The sequence below is a fragment of the Ruegeria sp. BB7 genome, from assembly GCF_056539365.1.
On the sequence record NZ_JBQFUV010000015.1, the window covers coordinates 13,654 to 37,844 of the forward strand.

Genomic DNA, 24,191 nt, shown 5'->3' on the forward strand with positions numbered 1-24,191 from the left:
CAATGCCGAGGTTGCAGTAGTGCTATACGTATCTTCCCTCACTTTGAGCGCCGCCTTTTTGAGTTCAGCCAAGACATTCCAGTTACACTCCAAGATAACTACCGCTGTCGTAGAAAAGAAAAAGCTTTATGCTTCGGCCAAGCACTTTTTTGCAGCAATCAAATGAGTTGATCACTCATTCGAGTAACTGAAGATCGGAGTGATATGAAGAGTGTTACAATCAACCTGATCGGCGCGGGGCGGGTTGGGCGGACTTTTCTGCACCTTCTGGCGGCAAATTCGAATTGTCGGGTTCAGGATATTCTCAGCGCCACCCATAGCTCGGCCCAAATCGCAGTCGAACAGGTCAAGGCCGGTCGCGCAGTGAAGCACATTTCGGATTTGCGCCCCGCCGACCTTTGGTTCATCACGGTACCGGACACTCAGATAGCCGACGTAGCGGCCCGCCTTGCCGATGGGCTGACCGGTACAGAGGCGGCACGAGCATCGGTGGCGTTGCACTGCAGTGGCTTTTTCCCGGCTGCTGAGATGAGTCCTCTGAGGCGCCTGAATTGGCGTCTTGCCAGCGTTCACCCGGTTTTGTCCTTTGCTGACCCAGAGAGCGCAAAAGATCAATTCAGTGGCACGCTGTGCGGGCTGGAAGGTGACGAGGCCGCCCTGTCTGTCATTCAACCCGTACTCGAGCAACTGGGGGCCGAGTGCTTTGCAATCCGTTCAGACAGCAAAAGCCTCTATCACGCGGCAGCCGTGATCTCTAACAACTTTACCGTTGTGTTGCAAGCGATCGCGCGAGACGCCTGGAAAGATGCGGGCGTAGTAGATGACATCGCGCGTCGGTTGAATGAAAAGCTCCTGGACAGTACGGCCGAAAATATCCGTGCTTTGGGCCCGCAGCAGGCACTGACAGGTCCAGCAGCTCGTGGCGACGTGCAGGTTGTCGCCTCTCAGGGCCAAGAGGTTGCGCGTTGGCATCCGGAGGCGGGCGAACTCTATCGTATCCTGAGCAAGTTGGCCCACACCCTAAAGACAACCGGCTCAATTGGGCCCGGGGTGTAGTTTCCAAGGTTATGTATGGCGGGATGAGTAAATATCTCATTCTCAGTGTGGAGCCACCTTAATACGCATTATTTGTACTTTTTGCACATTATTGGAACATTCCTAAAGTTTATCTCTTACACCCGATAAGTACCGGTTATCATGTCTGATTGATTTTGCCGGGAAATGGGCACAATACTGCAATCGCACCAAAGAAATCGGGGCCGCCTTGATCAACTTTTGCCGACCGAATTCAATCTTTTTATTATCTCTCTACTTCGATCTTCAGGAACTCCGCTTACGTCTGCAATGACTGGCCACTGTTCTGCCGCAAGGCGCACTTGCTCGATGATTTCAAGCACGCGCCGTTTTCGGATGCCGCACCCCTCTCCTGCTGCAACCAAATCTTCATGAGTCGGATTCCTGCCGTTTCCATTCACACTCAGATGGTGCTCGCCGCCAGGACCGTCGGAAAAGCTCAGGTCATATGCGGGCGACAGGCGCCACGTTCCGTGATGGTCCATCAGGAAGGCGTGGTTTTTGATGTGGTCATCGCGGTTGTGGGTCAGAACGTTGAACACCATGCGCCGAAACATCTCTTCGACGTCGCCCTGATGGTTGGTCATGAAATAGGTCAGTTTCAACAAGGTTTCATAGTCCACAACCGGAGCGGTGAAATCGGCGTTCAGAATACCCGCGACCGTGTGCATATGCAGTCGCCGACCCTCGGGCCGATCAAAGCGAAGGGTTGCGAACAGGTCTTCACCCGAACCAGTCGAAAGCAATCGTGTACCCGACATGTTGATTCCGGCCGCGCGCGCCATTTCAGCATAGGCCTGTTCCTCACGCGCGGCACTGACCGGGTCGGACGAGGATCGGAATTTAATAAGGTTGTGGCTGAACCCCTCCCCTGCAGTGCTGCGATGATCCCGCAGCACACCAGTTTCAGCGTTCAGCAACGCCACAAATTTTGGCCGCGCGCCGGCCGAGCCGCCACTTCCTGCACGAAGCCGGGACAAGTCTTCGACGGACACGTCCTCTTCGATATGCTGGACAGTTTTGGCGAACCAATCCAGGTCGATCTCTTCCTGTTTGGTCAGCTCCTCTTCGGGATGGTAACAAAGCGCGCCCATGCCGTGCTGACCCACGATGGCCAGACGGTTCACTGGCGTCAGCTCATGAACCGCCCTGCCCCGCCGTGCCAACTCGCGGTCAATCAGCAAGCGGCCCCAGCCATCAGGCAGTGAATCTGCCAGAACACCGGGCAGCCCGTCAAACGGCGTATGGTCGCCAAAATGCAGCCCCTGCCAGGATCGAATCGCATATGGCGAAACCGGCAGTGGGTTTGCGACGAACTCCGGGGCCCATTCAATGGCGGCACGTCGCTGGTCCTTGACCCAAGCCACCTGTCCTACCACACGCCGATGATCGCCAAAGTCCAGTTCAATGTTCAGACGATCCGCCATCAGCCCCGCCTTTTTCCGGCCCGCTTGCGGTCAGCCTTTGTGGACCCCAATTCCTCCAGTGACGCAGCTACAGGCTCTGGGAACAGATCTTCGAATGCGTCCAGCGCCCCCAACGCCCCGGCAATCGCCAAAAGTGTCACCAGTGAAATCTCCCCGCTTTGTTCAAACCGTTTGAGTGTCGACAGCGGCACGCCTGACTTTTCGGCCAAAGCCTGCTGTGTCATGTTATGAGCCAGGCGTAGACCGCGGGCAGATAAACGAATCTTGTCTTGCACCGAGCCAGGTGTCGGCGCCTCAAAGCTAAAGGTCAATATATTGCCCTTTCACGCAAATTTTCCCATCTAAGATTAATATAATGTCTTTTGGTGCCAAATGATATCTGCGAATCCTACCCGTTTTCGTCCCCTGCCCCGCTTTAGGTTGATTCCCGAAAGCCTGTTTCAACCTTTGATCCGGAGCAATCACTGACGTTTCACAAAATTTTCCATAGAATCGAGAGGTATTCCAAATTATTCATAATTTTCATTCTGTTACGTAACTAATTGTTCTTGGAAACCATTCGTCTACTATATATTGCAGGCCCTGCGATATCTCGACTTTGAAGAAACTGTTGCCAAACCCCCCTCTTCTTGCGTAAAAAAACGATAAAAACAGCGTTGGCGAAAAACAGCGTTACTGAAAGAGGGCAGACGTGGCTGAACCGATCCACATCAATCAGCGTGTTCGTGAGAACGCTGAAAACCTGACTGCGGCTTTAGAAAGCCACATGATGACAGTGTTTGCGCCGGACGCGCGCAAGGAACTGCGATTGTTCAGTGCCGGAGAAGCCGCCGGTCTGCTGGGTATCTCGCCCAGTTTCCTGCGCAAGCTGCATTTTGACAACCGGATTCAGGATGTGCATACCACCCCCGGTGGGCGCCGCCACTACTCTGCCGAAGACCTGCTGGCCATCCGCAAGGAACTGGAATCGACCGCCAAATCCACCGGCACCTACGTCAAGGGTCGCCAGCCGGGTGACAAGGTTCAGGTTCTGTCCTTCCTGAACTTCAAGGGCGGCTCGGGCAAAACCACCAGCGCGATCCACACGGCGCAGCGCCTGGCGTTGAAAGGATACCGAGTTCTTGCCGTCGATATCGACCCGCAGGCGTCCTTGACCACTCTGTTCGGATATCGCCCTGAATACGACTTTCTACAATCAGGCACGATCTATGATGCCATTCGGTACGAAGACCCCCTGCCCCTGCCCAGCATCATCCAGAAAACCTTTTTCACCGGTATTGATCTGGCCCCGGCAGGATTGATCCTGCAGGAATTCGAGCACGAGACCCCGCAGGCATTGCTGAACAACGTGCAGCCTGCGTTCTTTTCCCGGATGGCGACCGCCCTGCAAGAGGTCGAGGACAATTACGATGTGATCATCTTCGATTGCCCGCCGCAACTGGGCTATCTGACCATGTCCGCGCTGTGTGCGTCGACGGGGGTACTGATCACAGTCGTGCCGAACATGCTGGACATCGCTTCGATGTCCCAGTTCCTGCAAATGAGTGCAGAGTTGCTGGACGTTGTCGCAGACGCCGGCGCCCCGATGGATTTCGACTTCCTGCGGTTTCTGATCAACCGTTATGAACCCAGCGATGGCCCCCAGCAACAGGTTGTCGCCTTCCTTCGGCAGCTGTTCGGAAATGAGGTCATGGTTGCGCCGATGCTGAAATCCACCGCGATTTCCGATGCCGGGCTGACACAGCAGACGGTATACGAGGTCGAACGCAGCCAGTTTCACCGCAACACCTATGACCGTGCTGTGGACTCATTGAATCTTGTCAATGACGAGGTCGAGACATTGCTTCAACATGCATGGGGGCGCTGATGGCACGCAAAGGCATTCTGACAACCAACCTGAACTCGTCCGGTGGTTCAGCGAAAGCCGAAAAACCGCGGATGATGCCACGCGGCGCGGTTGGCGCGCTGCAATCATCCTTGTCGAAACTGCAGGAAAACGCGGTGCAAGAGATTGATTGCGCCCTGATCGACGATGCCGGGCTGAAAGACCGGCTTGGCACGGATGGCGAGGCGCACCGGCAACTGGTCGACAGCCTGCGCACCTATGGTCAGCAGGTTCCGATCCTGCTGCGTCCGCACGCCAAGGAACCGGGCCGATTCGAGATCGTCTATGGCCGCCGCCGCCTGATGGCACTGAAAGAGCTTGGCCAGCCAGTCAAGGCCATGGTGCGGCAACTGGACGACCACGCGCTGGTTCTGGCGCAGGGGCAGGAAAACACTGCGCGCCAGGATTTGTCCTTTATCGAAAAGGCCAGTTTTGCTGCGCAGCTGAAAGAGGCCGGATACGACCGCGAGACCATCGCGGCGGCCCTGTCGATTGATCAGCCAATGGTGACGCGCATGCTCAAGGTCGGGACGGCGTTCCCCCTGCCCTTCCTGCGTCAAATCGGCTCTGCTCCAAAAATTGGACGCGACCGCTGGATGACGCTGGCCGATACTCTGAAAGACAAAGCCGCCGCCAGCCGCGCCAGCACCTACATGAACAGGCCCGACTTTCTGACGCTGGATTCGGACCAGCGATTTGAGGCGGTACTGAAACACGCGCAGAAAAAACCCAGCGCCAGCAAACCCGCTCCAGCCAAACCGCGCACCCTGCGCGATGCTGCGGGCAAAGCGCTGGCCGATGTCCGGCTGACGAGTCGCGGAGTAACCCTGAACATCCCGTCCCGCACCGCAGATGGCTTTGACGCCTGGTTCGAAACCAACGCTGAGGCCTTGCTAACCGAACTTCACGACCGCTGGAAAAACGAACGGTCGGAAGACTAAAACCACAGAGGAAGCAACCACAGGAGGCACGAGCAGACCATAAAAAAGCCCCCCAGGACAAGTGATCCCGGAAGGCCCTTTTCAATCTTAGCACCCTTGAAATAGCCCCTCCGAATCGGTCCTGTCAACTCTGTGCTCTGCGCAGGGCAGGGATTTTTTGTGTTTCGTGATCAAAAATATGAAACATGCGTCCCAAAGTGATTTTGGGCGGCGGGTAATTATTGCCCAAACGTCTGTCGACAAATGGCAGGTGCTGTCCGCGCTGACCACCGCATCTGCGGATTTCGACATCTCTCATCGCACATTGACCGTGCTGAAGGCCTTGATGACCTTTCTACCGGACCGCGATATTCCGACCGAGCCGGGCAGGGCGGTTGTATTTCCTGCGAACCGCACCCTGTCCGAGCGTCTGAACGGAATGCCCGAAAGCACCTTGCGTCGCCACTTGGCGCGGCTGGTGCAACTGGGTCTTGTCAACCGGCATGACAGCCCCAACCGCAAGCGCTATGCCCGCAGGGTGGGGCAGGGGGTCGAGCTGGCTTTCGGCTTTGATCTGTCACCACTGAACGGCCACGCCGATCAGATTTTTCTGACCGCTGAGCAGGCCACACGGCGTACTGAACGCATCAGAACTCTGCGCGACCGGATCACTTTGGCGCGGCAACAGCTGATTGCTCTGAATGACAGTCGCTTTGCCGCGTTGATCGAAAACGCCCGCCTGATCCTGCGTCGCAAATCCTCGGAGCAAGCACTGCAAGATTTGACCCGTGAAATGGAAGACACAGCCGACCAAAACACAGGCAAAGCAGACCACCAGCCTGAATTGCGAACTATCCAATTGAGCGGCCCTGACAGTCAAAATGAGCGGCACATACAGGATTCATCTGAATCTAAATTTGACTCTGAAGAAGAGATCTCTGGCCGGCAAATCCCGGCTGACAAAAAAAACGATAACAGCAATCTCCATATCGTTCTCAATACGTGTACAGAGTTTCAGGACTACTATCCCAAACCCATCACGGGATGGGCCGAGTTGGTGACAGTAGCTGAGAAACTGTCACCCATGATTGGAATTGATCCTCCGGTCTTCAACGAAGCACGAGTCCGCATGGGAGCCATAGCCGCAGCAACATCCGTCCTCTGCATCCTTGAACGTCTGCAAGACATTCGAAGCCCCGGCGCCTACTTGCGCAAGCTGACGCAAAAAGCGCAGGCAGGCACATTTTCATGCATGCCAATGCTGAAAGCCTTGGAAAACAAGGGGAAATCAGAAAATTGTCAGCTGACAACTTGAAAAAGTGCGTAATAACAAAGGTGTAGGGTGTTTTAGAGGCTGGCAACTTGATGCGATCCGAAATGTGAGCGCTTTTGTGGTCACTTTGAATTGGATTTCCAGAGCTTGCCACTTGCGCAACGGCATTCCTCACGTATCCTGCGTGAAGTTACAGAGTGATACATGTATTTCTGGTTGTTTACCATCATCCCAAAAAGGCAAGCGCGCGCCACGATTGCGTCAGAAAATTTGAAATAAAGACTTATGATCACAGACCATTCTCAAGCCTCGACAGCTGACAACAATGCGGCCGAAACAATCGATACGATCGCTCCTTCTGCCAGCCTCCAATTTGACATGGCAAAGAAGGTAAATTTCGCCTCGGCACAGAATGACATCCCCGTTCTCAAGGCGCTGTCGATAACCAATACGACTAAAAACACGCTGGACAACATCCAGATCACCCTGACCGCGCAGCCGACGGTGTTAAAATCGAAAACCTGGATCATCGACCGGTTGTCCCCGATGGGGAGTATGGAACTTAGTGATCTGGCCACACCTCTGGACGTTCAGAAGCTGGCCGGTCTCAATGAAACGGAAATCGGATCTCTGACCCTGAAGGCTTCGACGGACGAGGGGCCGTTGACGTCAGAAACCCTGCCTCTGGAGCTGCTGGCCCGCGATCAATGGGGCGGGCTGGGTGACATGGACCGGCTACTGGCGGCCTTTGTATCTCCGAATGATCCCGTGGTGGCGGCGATCCTCAAAGAGGCGTCTGTGTTGCTGGAACGCGGCGGGCATGATGGTTCGCTTGAAGGGTATCAATCCGGTGACCCGCAGCGCGCCTGGATGATCGCTGGCGCAATCTGGTCGGCCGTGACCGGTATGGGGCTGACCTATGCCAACCCGCCTGCCTCGTTCGAGGTTGAGGGGCAGAAGATCCGTGCGCCCGAACGTATTCGCAGCGAGGGGTTGGCGACGTGCCTGGACAGTTCGCTATTATTGGCCGCCGCGTGGGAACAGGCCGGGTTGCATCCGGTTGTCCTGTTTAGTTATGGTCACGCCTGGGTCGGGGTCTGGCTCACCAACCGGGACTTTGGGCATGTGACCGAGCCTGACGTGATCACCGTGCGCAAGGCGGCGCAGGCGAAAGAATTCATTCCGGTCGAAACCACGCTGCTGACACAACGCCCGACTGCCGGATTTGAACAGGCGGTCGAGGCCGGGCGGTCCCGTCTGTCCGAGGATCGTGAGCAGGAATTCCTGATGGCCGTTGACATCACCCGCGCACGCTCGGCCCGGATCCGTCCGTTGGCCAGCCACGCGGCGGCTGATGCAAGTGTGGCCGAGCATATTGAGGCTGCCCCGGCGAAACTGCCGGACCCGATCGATTTTGGCCTGTTGCCTTCGGAAGTGATTGAACAGGTGCCCGACACGCCCAAAGGGCGGATCGAGCGTTGGCAGGCGAAGCTGTTGGACCTGTCGCTGCGCAACCGCTTGCTGAACTTCAAGCCAAGCAAGCAGACAGTGCCCTGCCTGGTGCCCGATGTTGGTGCTCTGGAGGACGCTTTGGCCGCGGACAAGGCGTTCCGCGCCTATCCGTTGATGGAGGACGATCCCATTGGTGAACGTCAGCTGTCGCAGCAGGAACGGGATGCGATCATAAACAGCGCGACGGAGGATGCGTTCAACCGCGGGCAGATCACGATGCCGCTGGATCGCAAGGACGCTGACAACCGCCTGCTGGCCCTGTTTCGAAAAGCCAAAAGCGATCTTCAGGAGGGTGGGACAAATACTCTGTTTCTGGCGGCAGGGTTCCTGCGCTGGCAGCGAGAGGGCGAAAAGCGCAGCTATCGTGCTCCGCTGCTGCTGATCCCGATCAAGCTGGAACGCAAATCGGCGCGGTCGGACTTTAGAATCCTGCACCACGAAGACGAGGTTCGGTTCAACTCGACCTTGCTGGAATTTCTCAAGCGTGATTTCGACCTGACCCTGCCCGAGCTTGAGGGCGAATTGCCCCGCGACGACAGCGGCATCGACCTGCCGCGTATCTTTGAATGGATGCGCCAGCGGGTGCGCGAAGTGCCGGGGTTCGAGGTTGTGGAAGAGATCGCGATCTCGACCTTTTCATTCTCGAAATACCTGATGTGGAAAGATCTGGTCGAGCGCACCGATCAGTTGCGCAATAACCGGCTGGTGGCGCATCTGGTCGACGACCCTGACAAGACCTTTGAGGGCGGGGCAGGGGACGCGATCCCGGCCGAACAGATGGATCACCGACTGGCACCCAAGGATCTGGTTACACCTCTGCCCGCTGACAGCTCGCAATTGTCAGCCGTCGTTGCAGCAGCTGAGGGGCGGGATTTCGTATTGATCGGCCCGCCGGGCACCGGCAAAAGCCAGACCATCGCCAATATCATCTGCCAATGTCTTGCCCATGGTAAAACGGTGCTGTTCGTCGCCGAGAAAGCCGCAGCCTTGGATGTCGTGCAACGCAGGCTTGAGGCACACGGGTTGGGCGACGCGGCGCTCGAGCTGCATTCCAACAAGACCGACCGCAAGCGGGTTCTGACGCAGCTTGGCCGGGGATGGGACAGGGCCTCGGCCACCAGTGAACAAGACTGGCTGGACATCACCGAGAAGCTGCGGATCAAGCGCGACCAGCTCAACACCTATGTGCAGGCGGTTCATGCCAAGGGCGCGCAGGGGATTTCGGTCTTTGACGCGATTTCATGGACGGCGGAGGCGCCAAAAGGGTTGAAACTGTCCTTCGCTGATAAGGATGCCCATGATCAGCACAGTTTTGACCGGTTGCTTGAGATCACCGAGGAACTTGGCCGTACCTATACAGCTGTAGGTGGCGGCACACCGCTGCCATTGGTCGGCGAGGCGGAATGGTCACATGCCTGGGAAGACCAGATCATTGACCAGGCCAAATCCCTGAGGGCATGTATCGACCGCACCATGAGATCATCTTCGGATCTTTCAGGGCGGCTGGCATTGACCCCGGACCGGATGCTGAAGCCGGAACGTCGCGCTCTGCTGACCGACCTTTCGCGCCGTATTGATCCCGACGCGGACGATCTGCGCATGTTGCCGCGCCTGTCAGAGCGTGACCTGCACGCCGAAGTGGATCAGTTCGAGACCGCGCTTGTTGCGTTCATGGACGCGCAGGACCAATGCAGCGCGTCCTACACCGAAGACAATATGAAACGCCTGCCGTTGGATCAGCTGGATGCGGAATGGCGCGCGGGTGAGGCGGGGTTCTGGCCATTTTCCGCCCTGAAAAAGCGCAAGACCCGCAAGCTGTTGCAAACCTATGCCAGCTCGGGACAGGTTGAACCGGGCAGGGATCTGCCAGCGTTGGAAGAGTGCCGCAAACAGCTGGCAGTGCTGCAGGATAGCCCGGTAGCTGATACCGCCGGCGCAGACCGGTCGCTGCACAGATTGAAGGGGCGGGTGGCTCAGGCGATCTCGTTGCGTGCGACATTGGCCGGTGCGCAGTCTGAGATCAACGATACTGTTGCGTTCGGTGCCACTGTCGCTGCGTTGGAGGAAGGGCCCGCGGGTGAAGTGCGACAGGCAATGGAGGACTGGCAGGCGGCGGACAGCGCATTGAATGCGGCAATCACCGAGTTCGCTGGGCTTGGCGGCTTGGTGGACACCGATCTGCCCTTACGCGATCTTCTGGAGGCCGTGGATCAGACACTGGCGCAACGCGGGCGGCTTGCGGACTGGACCCGCTGGGTTGCCATTCGGAACAAGGCCAAAGCCGCGGGGCTGACGCCTCTGGTCGATGCAATTGAGGCGGATCAGTTGAAAGGCGATCCGGTCGCCGAATGCCGCCGCGCCTATGCGCGGTGGTGGTTGCCGCTGGCGATGGATGCGTCGGACCCGCTGCGCCAGTTCGCCCATTGGGAGCATGAGGATATCGTTGCGGCCTTCCGCAAGCTGGATGACGAGGTCGCCGAACATGCCCCAGGGGAAGTCATGCGGCGCATTCATCACCGTCTGCCTGCACGGGACGGGGTGCCCAGAAAATCGGAACTGGGCGTGTTGCGGCATCAGTTGGGGCTGAAACGCCCGTCGATGGCGATCCGGCCTCTGCTGGAGAATCTGGGCGATGTTCTGCCCAAACTGGCCCCTTGCGTGCTGATGTCGCCGCTGTCGATTGCGCAGTATCTTCCGGCAGGGCAGGCAACGTTCGACGTGGTGATTTTTGACGAAGCCTCGCAGATCACCACTTGGGACGCCATTGGTGCCATTGCGCGGGCGAAACAGTCGATCATTGTAGGTGATCCCAAGCAGTTGCCGCCGACGAACTTCTTTGGCCGCAGCGACGAAGCCGAGGATGACGGCGAAGGAATGATTGGCGACATGCCTTCGATTCTGGATGAGGTGGCGACCGCAGGCATCCCGACGCGCAGGCTGGATTGGCACTATCGCAGCCGGGATGAGGCGCTGATCGCATTCTCGAACCATTTCTACTACGACGGAGGCCTTGTCACCTTTCCTGCACCCAGCACGGGCAGTGATGCTGTGAAATTCCACAAGATCGACGGCACCTATGCGCGCGGGGCAGGGCGCACCAATGCGGATGAAGCAAAGGCGATTGTCGCGCTGATCCGACAGCGCCTGACTGCCTGGCTGGCCCTCCCCGAGGAGGACCGGCCGACGCTGGGCGTGATCACTTTCAACGCACAGCAACAGGGGTTGATCCTTGATCTGCTGGATAAGGTGCGGCGTGATGCACCCGAGCTTGAATGGTTCTTTGCAGAAGAGCGTGAAGAACCGGTGATCGTGAAAAATCTTGAGAATATTCAAGGGGATGAGCGTGACGTGATACTGTTTTCGATCACTTTTGCGCCCGACCTTACAGGAAAACTGTCGATGAATTTCGGTGCGCTGAATGCGGATGGCGGCGAAAAGCGTCTGAACGTTGCAGTCACGCGGGCCCGGTGCGAGTTGCATGTGTTCGCCTCGCTGAACCATGATCAAATCGATCTGTCGCGCACCCGTGCAACCGGGGTGCGTGATCTGAAAACCTTTCTGGACTATGCCGACCGCGGCTCGGTTGCGCTGGCCGCGCGCGAGGAAGGATCGCTTGGACCGACTGAAAACCCGTTTGAAGAGGCCATTGCCGAGGCGTTCCGCGCTAAAGGCTGGGAGGTGCGGACCCAGATCGGTGTCTCGGGCTTCCGCATAGATCTTGGAATTGTGAACCCGGATCGGGCAGGGGCCTATCTGGCCGGGATCGAATGTGACGGGGCCACCTATCACAGCTCTGCCACAGCGCGTGATCGGGATAAGGTGCGTCAGACCGTGCTGGAAGGTTTGGGTTGGACGATCCTGCGTATCTGGTCGACCGACTGGTTCCGCGACCCGGCGGCGGTGGTCGACCGATTAAATGAAAGATTGGAAGCACTGCTGGAAGAAGACCGCGCGGCGCGACAGGAAGCAGAGCTTGAGGTTGAGGAAGAAGGCCCGCCAGAGGTGCGGGCCTTGCCTGCGCCCGAGCCGCCTCAGGCCGACAGCGTGCCGCCGAAACCCGCGCCGGAAGAGACCGATGAGCCTCAGCTTTTCGCCTCGTGGGGGCAGGCGCCCGAGTCGGTCAGAGAGGAAACGCCAAAGGCCGACCCCGACCGGTTCTTTGATCTTGGGTATATGGGGGTTCTGCGGCAGATCGTTCACGAGATATTGGTGGATCAGGCTCCGATGCCTCTGCGCAATCTGGGCCGCGAAGTTGCGAACCTGCATGGATGGCAGCGCACGGGTCGCAAGATCATGGACCGGGTGGAACACGCGCTTGGCGCGGCTGAACTGCATGATGAGTTCGGAACGCCTTTTGTCTGGCTGGCTGGAACATATCAGGATCGCATCCGATATCGCGGGCTGGAAAACCGCGCCATCCGCGATGTGTCGCGTACCGAGGTCGCGGCTGTACTGGATGAGATCGGCACGGACCTGAAGGCCTCAGAGGATCCGGCGGGGGATTTGGCGCGTCACCTTGGCCTGTCACGGGTCAGCGGGTCGGCGCGTCAACAGATTGAGGAGATCATGCGGTGGTACGGGGAACAGACGGGCAAAGAAGATTCTGCACATAGCTGACGTTCATCTGGATTCACCGCTGAAATCACTGGCCTTGCGCGACCCCGATTTGCGGGACTAGGTGCAGACCGCCAGCCGCGCCGCTTTTGTCAGGATCTTTGACGCGGCCATTGCCGAAGAGGTGGCCGCCTTGTTGATTGCAGGCGACCTGTTCAGGGCAATCCGAAAAGATCTGGCGTGTTCTCATCACGCCGTGCGCTCAAACCTTCGCCAAGATGTAGACATGGATGTTTAACCCGCGTCAGACCTTTACGCCCCTCGAAGTGGACCCACCCACCTCTTGGCATGCCAACGCTTAAGATCGGAGTGCCGCATATTGGACAAACCCGACTAAAGGCCGCGCCCTTCCTATTTCTTTGAATGTCATGGAGCACCCAACCGCCACGGACAGAGACCGTTCGACCCGTCGACAAACGGCGGATGTGAGCCTTCCGATAGTACCACCGGCCCGTCATCCCAAGCCCCTTCTTTCCTCAACTCTGCTGCCACTCGGTGTTGTACGCACGTAGAACCCTTGCGGGATAGCCTCCTGCACTAACCCAACATGCGAGATCAGTCCCACAGCCCGGCTGCCCTCTGTCAGAGCGGCAAGAACCTGTATCACTTGGTCCAGGGTGCCGGCCCCATTCTCGGTGTCGAGGCTGCCGAAGCCTTCGTCGATGAAGATCGTGTCCATCCGGATTTTGCCAGATAGGCTCTCGACAACATCGGCGAGCCCAAGCGCCAAGGCCAGTGCCGCGATGAATGTCTCGCCGCCGGACAGGGTAGCCGTTGGACGCGCTTTGCCAGTGTTAATGTCGAAAACCTCGATTTCGAGCCCGCGTTTGCCGCGCCCACCCGATGCCTCGAGCCCACGTGCAAGCCGGTAGCGCCCGCGCGTCATAGGGTCGAGCCTCATGTTCGCCGCCTCGAGCACCTGGTCGAACATAGCGCCAATCGCGAAGGTCTCGAGCGTCATCTTGAAATCGTTCTTGCCATTGGCCAGATCGGCCAGCCCCCGAAGCGGACCGGTTTCGGACTCAAGCCGCTCGGTTTCGGCCAAGGCTTCGGCCAGCGATTTCTTGAAGTTGGCCAGAGACGATACATCTGTTCTGGACGAGGAGAGCCCATCGTTGGCAGCGTTCAATTCCTGGGTAGCGTTGTCGAGAGCCAGCTGAAGCGGGGCGAGGTCCGGGCGCTCGCGATCCACACAAGCGGCCGTAGCGTTCTGCCATGTCGTGCGCGCCGCGATCAGGCCCTCACGATGATCGGAAACCGTCTTACGGTCGGCGTTGAGGGTCGGGAAATGCGCTTTGCAAGCCTCATATCCTGCTTTGTCCAGCCCGACATCGGTCAGCCGAGCGCCAAAATCACCATGCGCCTTTTCCACGCGCTGCGCCTGCGCGTCGCACGCCCGCTTCGCTGCTTCGAGCTGCTCTTGCGCACGGGTAAGCGCTTCGCTGGCCGCTCGGTCTTTCTGCGTCGCCAGTTCCAGCGCCTCGGAGAGTTGCCTTTGTTCGCGTTGCAAAGCCTCCCGTCGTGCGACAACCGCCTCAGGCATGCGCAGACTTTCTGGCAGGGACTCAACCACTGTATCGCGCTTGGCGCGCGCCCCAACAAGAGTGGCCTCAGCATGTCCTGAAGCCGTGCGCGCCGTAGCCTCGGCAGCTTCGGCCTCGGTCACTTTCCGTTTGAGGTCGGCCAAATTCTCCGACATCGCGTCAAGATCAACGGCCTCTCCAAGCGTGGCTATGGCGCCATCCAGCCGAGTGATTTCAACTTCGAGTACCGCCATCGTACGCTCGGGCCGTTCCTGTTCGTCCAGCGCCCGCTTCTTTTCATCCAGCCACGTTCGGCAATTGCCCAGCTCGGTTTCCGCCCGAACCCGGGCCTCGGCTGCAGTTCTCGCCTGCGCCTGCGCGCTACGAAACGCTTCGGTCAAACCAGATTGCTCGGGCGCGCCATGGGCGGGCGCAGGATGATCGTGGGAACCGCAGACAGGGCAGGGCGCTCCTTCGGTCAACTTTTCGGCCAGAATGATCGCCTGCGTGCGCGAAAGCCGTGCCTCGGCATCAGTCAGGGTCGCCTCGGCGGCCTGTGCCGCATCGGTCTTAGTCGCCAGCTCACTCGATGCCGCTTCGACCTTTCGTTCAGCATCCGCGACAGCTCCCTGCGCCTTTGCATGCGCCGCTGCCTTGTCCCTTTCGCGGTTTACCTCGGCCAGCTCACCGGTCAGCTTTCCTCGCACCGCTTCGGTCTTTCGCGCTTGTTCAAGCGTCAGATCGGCCGCATCACGCTGAGACTGGAACCTTTCACGGGCCTCTACGGCCTCGGTCAGCGCCTTCTTCGCTAAGGTTTCGTCCGTCGCAGCCGCATCAAACGCTTTCTGTAGCTCCGCAGCATGCCCGACCTGCTTCTCAATCGACTCCAACTTTGTCAGACCAGCTTGAACCTCCTGCCGTCGCTCATCGCCCGACTGAGCTTGGATCAGTTTTTGTGCCGCTTCCTTCTTCGCCCCATTAGCGGTGTTAAGCTCCGCTTCCGCGTTGGAAACGGCATCCACCGCAAGTCGTGCGTCGTGCTCCGCATTGTGCCAAGCCGTCTCAAGATCACGAGCTTGCAAGGCATTGTTGACTGCCTCAACCTGCCTGGCTAGAGCATCGACCTCATCCGTTTTCGCCTCAAGGCCGTCAAGCGCCTGTTGCGCCGTATCGACGGCAGCAAAAGCCTTTTCGATCTGTTCGCCTTCGGTCAAAGCCTTGCGCGCGGCTTCGTTCGACGCCTCTGCGATCTGCTGAATTCCCTGCTTCTCTGCTACCCTGGCTTCCGCCGCAGAAATTCCTAGTTCCAGTGCCTCGGCGCTCTCGAAGCCACGTTCCTCAAGCCGGGCTACATAGAGTGAACGCTGGTCGCGCAACGCTCGTTCTGCCTCTGAGGCTTCTTCCTTCAGCCGGGCGGCGAGATCGCGATAGATCTTCACGTCGAAGAGATCGCGCAATATCTCGACCCGCGCATCAGTTTTTGCTGCAAGGAACGTCTCGAACTTGCCTTGCGGCAAGAGCACGATCTGTCGAAACTGATCTGCCCCGTAACCCAGCAGCGCCTCGACCTGTTGACCCACGACCGAGACCTTCTTTTCAGCAATGATGCGGCCAGACTGAGTCGGGCCAAGTGTGTCCACCGGGATTCCGGTGACGTCGAATAGCGAAGCTTCCGCCGCGTCTTCTGTCATACCTTCGCCGCGCGCCTTCGGACGCTCTTGCGCCGGACGACGACGGATCAGGTAGGTCTTGGCACCCAATTCAAAGACAAATTCGACTTCAGTGGGTAGATCGGGCGCAGAGTAATCTGAACGTAGTGAGCGTGGTTCCTGATCGGTCTTAGTTGGTGCCCCGAAAAGCGCGAAAGACATCGCCGAAAACAACGTCGACTTCCCAGCCCCTGTCTGGCCGTAGATTCCGAACAGCCCTGTCTCCAGCGCGGCGCGAAAATCCACCACCTCGGTTGTCGCGAACGGCCCGAAGGCCTGAAGCGATAGGCGAATGGGTCTCATGCCTGCTCCTCCCCGGAGGCTGCTGCGTGCAGTTTGTCCGCGACGATGGCTACTTCGGCGGTATTTGGCTCCCGGCCGCGCACAATCTTCATGAAGTCGCCGACCATATCTATCGGCGTGACCGCTGCTCGCCCACCGCTAAGCATTTTGGTCTCTGGCGCGCGACCCTGTCGATCGTAGGCCAGATGGCAGGCATTGGGGTAGGTCGCGCGCAACCGCTTCATCGGATCTATCAGAGGGTTTTCATCCGTCAGATTGGCCTGGATGAAATCTTCAGACGGTGTTCCTGCCAGAAGATCCGAGAATGCCCCGGTCAGCGATCGCACTTGCCGGATCGGACGGAAAGCTACGGTTCGAATCTCGACCCCTTCAGCTTTGAGATCGACCACAGTCATGGATTTTTGGCTTCCCGCCTCGTCGAAACCGAAGGCGAGCGGTGCGCCGGAATACCGAATGTGGCTAGCGCCTACTTCCTGCGGCTTGTGCAAATGGCCCAGTGCCACATAATCCGCCCCGTCGAAGACATCAGAGGGCACAGTTTCGATGCCGCCGACCCGTGTCAGGGCGCGCTCGGTCTCACCGACCGCGCCGCCCGCAACGAAGGCATGAGCCACTACAACCCAACGCGCTCCTTCGGGCACCTGCCCCCTCGCTGCGGCGATCTGGGCCGCGATGACATCTGCTGGCGTGCTGATACCCTCATCCCCGAACACCTCCCGCGCGGCGTATTCATAGGAAAAGGGCAGTGCGGAAAAGGCGATCTCGCCATGCTCGTCACTCAGCACAAGCGGAGATTCGACTGCGTCGGCGATTCCGCGCACCAGCACCCTCGACGCGGTGGAGAAGACAGACATTGCCTCGATCCGGTCACCGGAATCGTGGTTTCCCGAGATCATCACCACCTTGGCTTCGGTCTCTTCTGCCACACGCTTCAGGAAGCGATTGAACTGCCGGATTGACGAGTTGGGCGGCGAGGCACGGTCAAAAACGTCTCCTGCAATCACAAGAACATCAACCCGTTCGACCAAAAGCGTCTCAAGAATCTGGCTCAGGATGGTCTCGTGATCTTTCTCAAGGCTCAACCCCATGAACTGCCGCCCCAGGTGCAGATCTGCAGTATGAAGTATTCTCATGCTACACCGTCAATTATTACACATGTAAAAACTATATGGACAATGGTGGAGAGTCAAGATATCCTTCCCCCATGCCCTTCGAAGACCTCAAACATGCCCAGCGTGCGCGCCTGGAATACCTCGACAGACTATTTTTCTGGGACGGCGCAGCAACCCGCGCGTCCCTGATCAAGCGTTTTGGAATTTCGAATGCGCAGGCCGCTCTCGATTTTCGGACTTACCTCGCCGAAGCACCAAAAGACGCGCTGCACTATGACGCGTCGTCGCGCCAATACCTTGCCCTTGGCAGCTTTGAACGGCTCACTGGCAAAGCGTCTTCGATGGAGCTGGAGCAACTCTTGGCCGGCGCATCATCTGCCGCATTCGATAGATTGCCAGATTTGCAGCGCACTCAGGACCTGCGTGTTTTACGGCCGCTCTACCGTGCCTTCAGGGCCAAAGAGGCAACGAGGGTAGTTTATCAATCGATGCGGGACCCAGAGCCGATGACACGCTGGATCGCGCCCGTGCGTTTTGCTTCCGATGGCGTTAGGCTTCACGTACGCGCCTGGTGTTTTGAACGTGAGGGTTTCCGTGACTTCCATCCTGCTCGCATAGACCCTGATCATTCGTTCGCAAAAACCAAGTCGGCCGATGCGGTACCCCGAGATGATGATTGGTTCACCTGGGCCATCCTGAAGCTCAGGCCACATTCAAGATTGACCAAGGCGCAGCAACGCGTGGTTCGCATCGAATTTGGGTTCACTTCAGACGTGCTTGAGGCCAGAACCCGTAAGGCACTTGAGTTTTATACGGAGCGCCGATGGGGTCTTGCGCAAAATGAACCTCGCCTTGAACGGGTCTCCGTCGACTATGTTCCGATGAGCGAGGAGGAGATCGATGCAAATTGATTTGCGCCGTATTGATCCCTCCCTTAACATGAACCGGTTCTATTCCATGGAACTGACCAAAGACCTCTTCGGCCAACACGGCGTCCACAGGCAGTGGGGTCGCTTTGGGACTTGGGGGCGGCATCGCCATGATTGGTACGCGACAAAAACCGAGGCTGAATCTGCGCTTGCCGATCTGGTCAAACAGAAGCTGGCGCGCGGTTATCTGATCAAACTGCCTGTGTCAGAAGGCCAAGGGGCCTGAAATGTCATCGTTTGGAAAATGGTCGAAACATGGTGTTCCCAACAAAAGTTGTATCTGTATCGGATTTGAGGGTCTCGGTGAACCCTCCGCCAAATGCGAAATGTGCGAAAACCAGGACGTCCGGTATGTTCACCAGACGCAGTGCTCCGACTATTCCAACCAGAGATTCCCGAAAGAAAGATGGAACGCAATGAGGAACTGGAATACGGGTGACCTAGTCACCGACAGCAATTTGGAAGCGCTAGATAACATGGCCGATTGCGCTCGGAGAATGGACGCAAGGAGCATGATAGACCTGGTACGCGCCGTGATTGGCATAGACGACATGCTGCCTAAATGTGTCAAGGTGCACTTCAAGTTTCCAAACCTCTATTTTGGCTCGCAGGCCGACGGCTGGAGCCCTGAACGACGAGCAGAGTTCCTTGGTAAATTGTCTGAAGCAATCAAAGACGGACTGGCAAACGCAGAGTCGGACACCAATTTGGTGAAAGGTGGCGGGGCTGACTATAGTGATCGCCCAAAGAGCCGAGGTGAGGCAATCCTAGAGGCCTTGAATGCTTATAAAAACACCAGAACTAGAACAGACCTATATCAACTCCAGATGGCCGCTAGCCCGACGCACCTTGCTTCACGGGTGAAGACAATTGAAATGCTGTCTACACGCAAACGCCCACACGGAAACCAGTCACCCGAAGCAGCTTTGCTCGCCGAAATCTCGCGCCTTGAAATGGAAGCTTCCAGAATGCACGGTATTAAAGCGGAGGGCCGCTGATACTATCGCGGCTTCTGCGGCAGCCCTTACAGGATCCTTTTTTGCCATGCACAACATGCCGGTGTACTTGGTTAGGGGCAACATGCCGATCGCTTTGGGGCGGGCTGAGGTGATGCATGACTAGTGGATGGCCGTCGCCCAGGACAATAGATGCGGCGGGCATGTGCCAAGGCGTTGAAAAACCCGCGTCTAATAACTTTTTGAACTCACAGCCAAAATATCAATGAACGAGCAAAAACCAGTGAGCGACGACAACCTCAAATTCGAATGGAACGACGACAATAAGGGAATAAATGTACCAGCGAAGGTAACGGACGCCTTGGTTGACCTTGTTTCGCCGTTCACATCCTCGTTTAGACAGATTGCCAATCGCATTGATCTTTGGGGTGAGCGGCAAAGTTTCATATACGTTGCTGAGACGGTGAGGCTGTCAAAAGAGATCGCTGAGCGTGAAGGTATTTCAATTACACCAAAGCCGCCCAAGCTGATCGCAGAATGGACCCGAAATGTTGCATTGGAAGACAACGAGTTTTTGCGAGATAAGTGGGCAAGGTTGCTGCTCAGCAGTGCAGAAGAATTTCGATCTCGAGATGTGATTTTTACCGGCTACCTGTCTCGCATCGGCCATGAAGAGGCTCGTGCTCTTGATGAGTTGTGGCAAAAGACCGTTTGGTCTGAACGTAGCCCAAATATTACACTGCTTCAGGAAATATCTGGTGTTGGAGCAGGACATCCTATGCCGCACAAAAGTTATCTGTCCCTTATCGGTGTTAAATTTCCGAATATTCCAGTTGAGCAACCAGACTGGGAGCATTGGAATGAAATTGCTACAGGCATTTCTTGCAAGCTACGTGATCTTGGTGGGTTTCCTTTGCGGGTGACATTGCGGAAGTCTGTCGCCCATCAAATCGATAGTGGTGGCTACGGGTCGCCAATCGGTCGATCATATACTGAAACCACTAAACTCAACCTAGCGCATGATTTGCAAGCTCTTGGAATCTTGGAGCGTTTCGATTTCACCATCCCGAAACCTCTTGGTGTTAACCCGTTTGAACCTGATGTAGAGGTTACACTTCTTGCCCCAAGTTTAATGGGCATCGAATTTCTTAGGGCTGTCTCTGCTCCTATATCCGATGCTACACATCTATGACAGAAACTTTTGCCGAACGGGTCGAGGAGGACCATACTCAGCGGGCATCACCGGGTACGGTTTTGATATCGCGGCTTATGTGCTCCTTTTTTCGACCTCCTTCGCAAGGTCGATCACATGATGAACAAGGAATGCCTCGATCAGAGACAGGGCATAATCTCGGTTGATTGGCAACATGCCTTCGTCCAGCCATCTGTTGTCGACGTAGTCTTCTGCATCCCACAAAGCCCGCGTCTCAACGGGGTTGTCCGGTTCAATCCGATCTAAGACCTTCTCAAAGGTGTGATTGGCGATCTCAATGGCCTCCGTGCGATCAACAGGCGAAACTGGGAGCGACGTGATCTTGGTGGCAACGGGTGCCGCTTTCGGGCGAGAGACAAGCAAGCTCCAACTCGCGAAGCCCTCCTGTTTGGCGATCAGCTTCTGCGCCTCATGGAGTGGGATGTCGCGTTCGCGGGACAGCTTCTTGGCGCGGCGCTTAAGAACATAGATAGGTGTAGTTGGTCGTTTCATTCGAAACCCTCCTAGTCGAGCGAATGACACAATCCCTCCTTATGTGTGCTCGAACGGATGGTTCGATGATCCGAGTGCCCCGCATGACGTGTGCTTTCCCAACGGAGGGGGGAGGCGCGGGCCGTGCCTAGGCGAAATCATACGACAGTTATGCTGAGTGGCAAGAGAAAGGTGTAGCCCAGTCGACTAGACTGAAGTGTCCGATCCTTGGCACACAGGGATCGGTTGCTTTGTGGCAGCGATTAGTGACCGCTTTGTAGAAGCTGAACTGAAGTATTGGTCATCGCTATGAACGGCCGGGTTGGGCCGTTGGAACCTTTTCCCAATCGGCCTGCTACCTCACTTCTTCCTTTTTCAAACAGACCCATATCCCGCGCGAGGCGTATCGCCGTGAACTGTTTGAAAGGAAAATGCATGACCAAATCAACTACCGTTCTGAACCCGGATGTGATCTCTTTTGCGCTGGCCCAGGCGCAGGAACACTACGTGCAGGAGATGTGCGCCGGTCCGTTTCAGCTGGACCTGTTGACGAGAAACCTCATTGCCGTAGGGTTTGAACTTGCGGAGGCTGCCGGCGATCCCGGCGCGCTTCTCGAAGATTTCCTGTGCTGTATTCGAGACCGAAACGCCATTCAGCAGCATCCTGACTTCGTTGCGTTTCAAACTTACGTTCGGCAATTCTGGGACACACCACGCGGACCCTTTCATATCATCCGCTCCCTTGAGGAGGAGGATGTGATGGATATCGTCCGGGAATTGGCCACGGGAACGGGTGTCGGCAAGGGTGTGGCGCCGGACAATCCAACGCGTCACCTGGCCGTCCAGATCGTTGCGATGACGCTGGCGATCTCGGATGCGGAAACGGTGGACGCGAATTTGCGGGGTGATTACGAGGATGTCCTGCGGGTGGCTGAAGATGAGTTGGATTCTGACGAGATCGACGACATCGAACAGGATATCCTGCCGGGTGGGATCTGAACCTGCGCGTTCCATCGACATGCTTTGAACAATATGCCTGTCATTGTTGGTTCTTGGAGCATCTGAATCCACCTCCGATGCTCCTTAATCAAACAGCTGAGAGCCTGCCTCATTGGTCTCTGTGATTCCGGGTGTTTGCCGTGGCACCCGGACCCAAAGAGCCGAATGAGGTTTTTCTGCTTCCGGGTGACCTTCACGTTAACGATGGAGGCCACCTTGCCCATTCTTACTACTCCCGAACAATTCACCGTCGGTGACCTTGTCGCCTTCGACTTTCCCTATGCCGATGGCGGATCGAAGACCCGCATCTGCGCCATTGTCGCGGAAGACACTGAACGGGGTGACGTTGTTGTCGCCTATGGCACAACCAATTTGCGCCTGAACAACAATCCCGATCTTGCCCTGGCCGTGTTTTCTCAAACCGATTGCCAGGCCGCCGGATTGCATGCGGCCACCCGTTTCCAGGTGGACCGCCGCGTTCGGGTGCACCTTGGCGATCCCCGGTTCAAACAGCGCAGGTCGCTGGGCACCGCCAGGGTCGGCCATCTGTCTCCCGGTCTCACGCACAGGCTGGCCGCATTGTATGCTCAGCTGCCACCCGTGGATCGCCTCTTCGAGATGCAGGGCCTGCATCCGAAATCACAATTCAAGGTAAAGAAGATCGGGCGGCGCCGACCGGGTTTCCTGGGGCGTCGCGATACAGGGCAGAGAAAAGTGGTCGCTGCCTGATTGAACTGGCTTTGTCTGCGGGGCTTGATCCGGTCTCGCAGTTTCCGACATCTCTTGCTGATGAAACCTTCGGGAGGTTTCTCGGAATGTCTTGAGGTTTGCGCGGCCCTCGTTGGGCGCGTTGCGCAGATTTCGAAAACACGTTTTGAGATGTTTTTGGCTCACCCGGGTTTCGTCCCTGTTGTTGATAATCCAGTCCACAAGCCAGAACGTGCCGCCCGGTTCGCAACATTCCGGGCTGCGGGCGGCAATCTCCTCCGCGGCCCCGGTCAGCAATGTGGTAACCGCGTAGGGCAGGGTGGGGGTGAGCTCGACGATGCCGGACAGGTTTTCACCCCGGATATTCATGACCGTCAGCGTCTCGAGTGTCAGATAGGCCTGGCCGGAATGTAATTGATGTCCGTAAAGTTCGGCCATCGTGGCCACAGCATTCCCGACTTTCCCAACAATGGCCATTTGAACGCAGTCCTCAAAGACCGAAAGCGTTGCCCGAAAAGGTTCAGGCAGGTTGGTCACGTCAATGCGCCTAAATTCCGCGCCCTCCGTAATCACAACGGCATCGACCAGGAATCGGCTCAGTTCGAAAGGCTTGTCGGCAAACACAAAGGAGACGCCCCGGATCGGCGTCCCGGAAATCGGCCATTCGGCAAACAGCGCGCGCAACATGGATCGCCAATCACAGTTCCAGTATCTGGACGCCGTCTGGCGTTCCAGCGAGTCCTCGGGATAGAAATGGAGACAGTGCCCTGCCTCCGCCTGTTCGATCAATTCTACCCGTTTGGTGGGGTTCATCATGCTCATGTCGGTTTTCCTTTTCTCAATGGTGTGGTGCCGCGCCGGAGCGGCGCGGTACGGACGACTTGGTGTTCTTTGCCAAAACGGAAAAACCGATTGTTTGACCCGCGGGTTTTAGGGAATTCACCCGGCCCAACCGGACGGTGCTGTGACGCCTCATGTCGCTCTGCCGGCGTGGGAGTTCGGGTTACGGCGCGGGCTGTCGCGATTTTTTTGGCGAAGTTTTTTTCGAACCGCCGCACGGGACCATCTCCCTTCCAACGTTTTGGAACAGGAGACCCCGAATGATCGTATCCCCCGATGAAACTTTCTCGGCCCGCGAGGCGGCCAACTTTCTGCGCAAGTCCGAGCGCCAGGTGCAGCGCTATCTGACGGACGGCAAACTGCAGGGCACCCGCAAGAACGGCCGCTGGCAGCTCACCGCGTTGGAGCTGTGGCGGTTTCAGGGAATTGCCCGGGAAATGCAGGATATCTGGATCGATTACTGTGTTCGGATGGTAAAACATGACGCAGAATAAAGTCGTTGTAATTCAGAGTGTTAGGAATCCCGGGGAAACAGGCCGGTCTCCATTGTGTGGGAATGCAGACCACCCTGTGTTCCCCGATGTCGGTTCCTGTCGCCCCGGGTCGGGGCAGGGCGCGGGTGGGTGGTGGATGACTGCCCCCGACGGGGTTTGGAACAGGGTTTGGATGTGTGTCCGGAGGGTGTTTTGAAAACCCGTCTGATGCTGAACGCGTTTCCAAAAC

18 protein-coding genes are annotated in these 24,191 nt (G+C 57.2%); 11 read left to right on the top strand and 7 right to left on the bottom strand.

Annotated elements, in window-relative coordinates:
• The first annotated feature begins 204 nt into the window (after positions 1-204).
• Entirely contained in the window at positions 205-1,056 is an 852-nt protein-coding gene (locus ACR0D7_RS16845; protein ID WP_480680060.1) for a Rossmann-like and DUF2520 domain-containing protein, read from the top strand.
• 212 nt (positions 1,057-1,268) lie between these two features.
• On the opposite strand, the gene ACR0D7_RS16850 is transcribed toward ACR0D7_RS16845, so the two are convergent.
• Both ACR0D7_RS16850 and ACR0D7_RS16855 read right to left on the bottom strand, forming a co-directional pair.
• Positions 1,269-2,501 (bottom strand): type II toxin-antitoxin system HipA family toxin, encoded by a 1,233-nt coding sequence (locus ACR0D7_RS16850; RefSeq protein WP_480680061.1) that lies wholly within the window; start codon positions 2,499-2,501, stop codon positions 1,269-1,271.
• The gene (locus ACR0D7_RS16855) at positions 2,501-2,776 is read right to left on the bottom strand and encodes a helix-turn-helix transcriptional regulator (protein WP_480680112.1); all 276 of its coding nucleotides are present in this window, start codon (positions 2,774-2,776) and stop codon (positions 2,501-2,503) included. Before ACR0D7_RS16855 ends, ACR0D7_RS16850 begins: the two co-directional genes overlap by 1 nt.
• A 416-nt stretch (positions 2,777-3,192) precedes the next feature.
• Here ACR0D7_RS16855 and repA point away from each other — a divergent pair, with 416 nt between their 5' ends.
• From repA to ACR0D7_RS16875, 4 genes are all read left to right on the top strand, one after another.
• Positions 3,193-4,368 carry a plasmid partitioning protein RepA gene (gene repA, locus ACR0D7_RS16860; RefSeq protein WP_480680062.1) on the top strand — a complete coding sequence of 392 codons (1,176 nt, stop codon included), beginning with the start codon at positions 3,193-3,195 and terminating at the stop codon, positions 4,366-4,368.
• Positions 4,368-5,327, top strand: coding sequence for a plasmid partitioning protein RepB (gene repB / locus ACR0D7_RS16865; protein ID WP_480680063.1), 960 nt, complete (start codon positions 4,368-4,370; stop codon positions 5,325-5,327). Before repA ends, repB begins: the two co-directional genes overlap by 1 nt.
• A gap of 178 nt (positions 5,328-5,505) precedes the next feature.
• The gene (gene repC / locus ACR0D7_RS16870) at positions 5,506-6,621 is read left to right on the top strand and encodes a plasmid replication protein RepC (RefSeq protein ID WP_480680064.1); all 1,116 of its coding nucleotides are present in this window, start codon (positions 5,506-5,508) and stop codon (positions 6,619-6,621) included.
• A gap of 336 nt (positions 6,622-6,957) precedes the next feature.
• Positions 6,958-12,708, top strand: a complete 5,751-nt coding sequence (locus tag ACR0D7_RS16875) for a DUF3320 domain-containing protein (protein WP_480680065.1) — start codon at positions 6,958-6,960, stop codon at positions 12,706-12,708.
• Positions 12,709-13,159: 451 nt separating this feature from the next.
• Here the strand turns inward: ACR0D7_RS16875 and ACR0D7_RS16880 are convergent, their stop codons facing one another.
• Both ACR0D7_RS16880 and ACR0D7_RS16885 read right to left on the bottom strand, forming a co-directional pair.
• Positions 13,160-16,240, bottom strand: coding sequence for an AAA family ATPase (locus ACR0D7_RS16880; RefSeq protein ID WP_480680066.1), 3,081 nt, complete (start codon positions 16,238-16,240; stop codon positions 13,160-13,162).
• Positions 16,237-17,373 (bottom strand): exonuclease SbcCD subunit D, encoded by a 1,137-nt coding sequence (locus ACR0D7_RS16885; protein ID WP_480680067.1) that lies wholly within the window; start codon positions 17,371-17,373, stop codon positions 16,237-16,239. The genes ACR0D7_RS16880 and ACR0D7_RS16885 overlap by 4 nt, the downstream gene beginning before the upstream one ends.
• 71 nt (positions 17,374-17,444) lie before the next feature.
• Here ACR0D7_RS16885 and ACR0D7_RS16890 point away from each other — a divergent pair, with 71 nt between their 5' ends.
• The 4 genes from ACR0D7_RS16890 to ACR0D7_RS16905 all read left to right on the top strand — a co-directional run bounded on the left by ACR0D7_RS16890 (position 17,445) and on the right by ACR0D7_RS16905 (position 20,429).
• Positions 17,445-18,263 (top strand): BrxR family transcriptional regulator, encoded by an 819-nt coding sequence (locus tag ACR0D7_RS16890; protein WP_480680068.1) that lies wholly within the window; start codon positions 17,445-17,447, stop codon positions 18,261-18,263.
• Positions 18,253-18,507 (top strand): WGR domain-containing protein, encoded by a 255-nt coding sequence (locus ACR0D7_RS16895; protein ID WP_480680069.1) that lies wholly within the window; start codon positions 18,253-18,255, stop codon positions 18,505-18,507. The genes ACR0D7_RS16890 and ACR0D7_RS16895 overlap by 11 nt, the downstream gene beginning before the upstream one ends.
• A gap of 286 nt (positions 18,508-18,793) precedes the next feature.
• Positions 18,794-19,279 carry a hypothetical protein gene (locus ACR0D7_RS16900; protein ID WP_480680070.1) on the top strand — a complete coding sequence of 162 codons (486 nt, stop codon included), beginning with the start codon at positions 18,794-18,796 and terminating at the stop codon, positions 19,277-19,279.
• A 241-nt stretch (positions 19,280-19,520) separates the two neighbouring features.
• Complete coding sequence (locus ACR0D7_RS16905; protein ID WP_480680071.1) at positions 19,521-20,429, top strand: Abi-alpha family protein; 909 nt, start codon at positions 19,521-19,523, stop codon at positions 20,427-20,429.
• Positions 20,430-20,504: 75 nt separating this feature from the next.
• Here ACR0D7_RS16905 and ACR0D7_RS16910 read toward each other — a convergent pair whose 3' ends face one another.
• Complete coding sequence (locus tag ACR0D7_RS16910; RefSeq protein ID WP_480680072.1) at positions 20,505-20,942, bottom strand: hypothetical protein; 438 nt, start codon at positions 20,940-20,942, stop codon at positions 20,505-20,507.
• Between the two features lie 414 nt (positions 20,943-21,356).
• Here ACR0D7_RS16910 and ACR0D7_RS16915 point away from each other — a divergent pair, with 414 nt between their 5' ends.
• Positions 21,357-21,920, top strand: coding sequence for a hypothetical protein (locus tag ACR0D7_RS16915; RefSeq protein ID WP_480680073.1), 564 nt, complete (start codon positions 21,357-21,359; stop codon positions 21,918-21,920).
• Between the two features lie 198 nt (positions 21,921-22,118).
• Here the strand turns inward: ACR0D7_RS16915 and ACR0D7_RS16920 are convergent, their stop codons facing one another.
• Positions 22,119-22,553: a hypothetical protein gene (locus tag ACR0D7_RS16920; RefSeq protein ID WP_480680074.1), complete on the bottom strand. Its 435-nt coding sequence runs from the start codon at positions 22,551-22,553 to the stop codon at positions 22,119-22,121.
• A 6-nt stretch (positions 22,554-22,559) separates the two neighbouring features.
• Complete coding sequence (locus ACR0D7_RS16925; RefSeq protein ID WP_480680075.1) at positions 22,560-23,315, bottom strand: hypothetical protein; 756 nt, start codon at positions 23,313-23,315, stop codon at positions 22,560-22,562.
• A gap of 413 nt (positions 23,316-23,728) precedes the next feature.
• On the opposite strand from ACR0D7_RS16925, the gene ACR0D7_RS16930 reads away from it, so the two are divergent.
• Entirely contained in the window at positions 23,729-23,962 is a 234-nt protein-coding gene (locus ACR0D7_RS16930; protein ID WP_480680076.1) for a hypothetical protein, read from the top strand.
• Positions 23,963-24,191: the final 229 nt, after the last annotated feature.

Coding starts and splice junctions, on each gene's coding strand:
- ACR0D7_RS16845 (WP_480680060.1), top strand. CDS start 205: ATGAAGAGTGTTACAATCAACCTGATCGGCGCGGGGCGGGTTGGGCGG.
- ACR0D7_RS16850 (WP_480680061.1), bottom strand. CDS start 2,501: ATGGCGGATCGTCTGAACATTGAACTGGACTTTGGCGATCATCGGCGT.
- repB (WP_480680063.1), top strand. CDS start 4,368: ATGGCACGCAAAGGCATTCTGACAACCAACCTGAACTCGTCCGGTGGT.
- repC (WP_480680064.1), top strand. CDS start 5,506: ATGAAACATGCGTCCCAAAGTGATTTTGGGCGGCGGGTAATTATTGCC.
- ACR0D7_RS16875 (WP_480680065.1), top strand. CDS start 6,958: ATGGCAAAGAAGGTAAATTTCGCCTCGGCACAGAATGACATCCCCGTT.
- ACR0D7_RS16880 (WP_480680066.1), bottom strand. CDS start 16,240: ATGAGACCCATTCGCCTATCGCTTCAGGCCTTCGGGCCGTTCGCGACA.
- ACR0D7_RS16885 (WP_480680067.1), bottom strand. CDS start 17,373: ATGAGAATACTTCATACTGCAGATCTGCACCTGGGGCGGCAGTTCATG.
- ACR0D7_RS16890 (WP_480680068.1), top strand. CDS start 17,445: ATGCCCTTCGAAGACCTCAAACATGCCCAGCGTGCGCGCCTGGAATAC.
- ACR0D7_RS16895 (WP_480680069.1), top strand. CDS start 18,253: ATGCAAATTGATTTGCGCCGTATTGATCCCTCCCTTAACATGAACCGG.
- ACR0D7_RS16900 (WP_480680070.1), top strand. CDS start 18,794: ATGATAGACCTGGTACGCGCCGTGATTGGCATAGACGACATGCTGCCT.
- ACR0D7_RS16910 (WP_480680072.1), bottom strand. CDS start 20,942: ATGAAACGACCAACTACACCTATCTATGTTCTTAAGCGCCGCGCCAAG.
- ACR0D7_RS16915 (WP_480680073.1), top strand. CDS start 21,357: ATGACCAAATCAACTACCGTTCTGAACCCGGATGTGATCTCTTTTGCG.
- ACR0D7_RS16920 (WP_480680074.1), bottom strand. CDS start 22,553: ATGCAGGCCCTGCATCTCGAAGAGGCGATCCACGGGTGGCAGCTGAGC.
- ACR0D7_RS16925 (WP_480680075.1), bottom strand. CDS start 23,315: ATGTTGCGCGCGCTGTTTGCCGAATGGCCGATTTCCGGGACGCCGATC.
- ACR0D7_RS16930 (WP_480680076.1), top strand. CDS start 23,729: ATGATCGTATCCCCCGATGAAACTTTCTCGGCCCGCGAGGCGGCCAAC.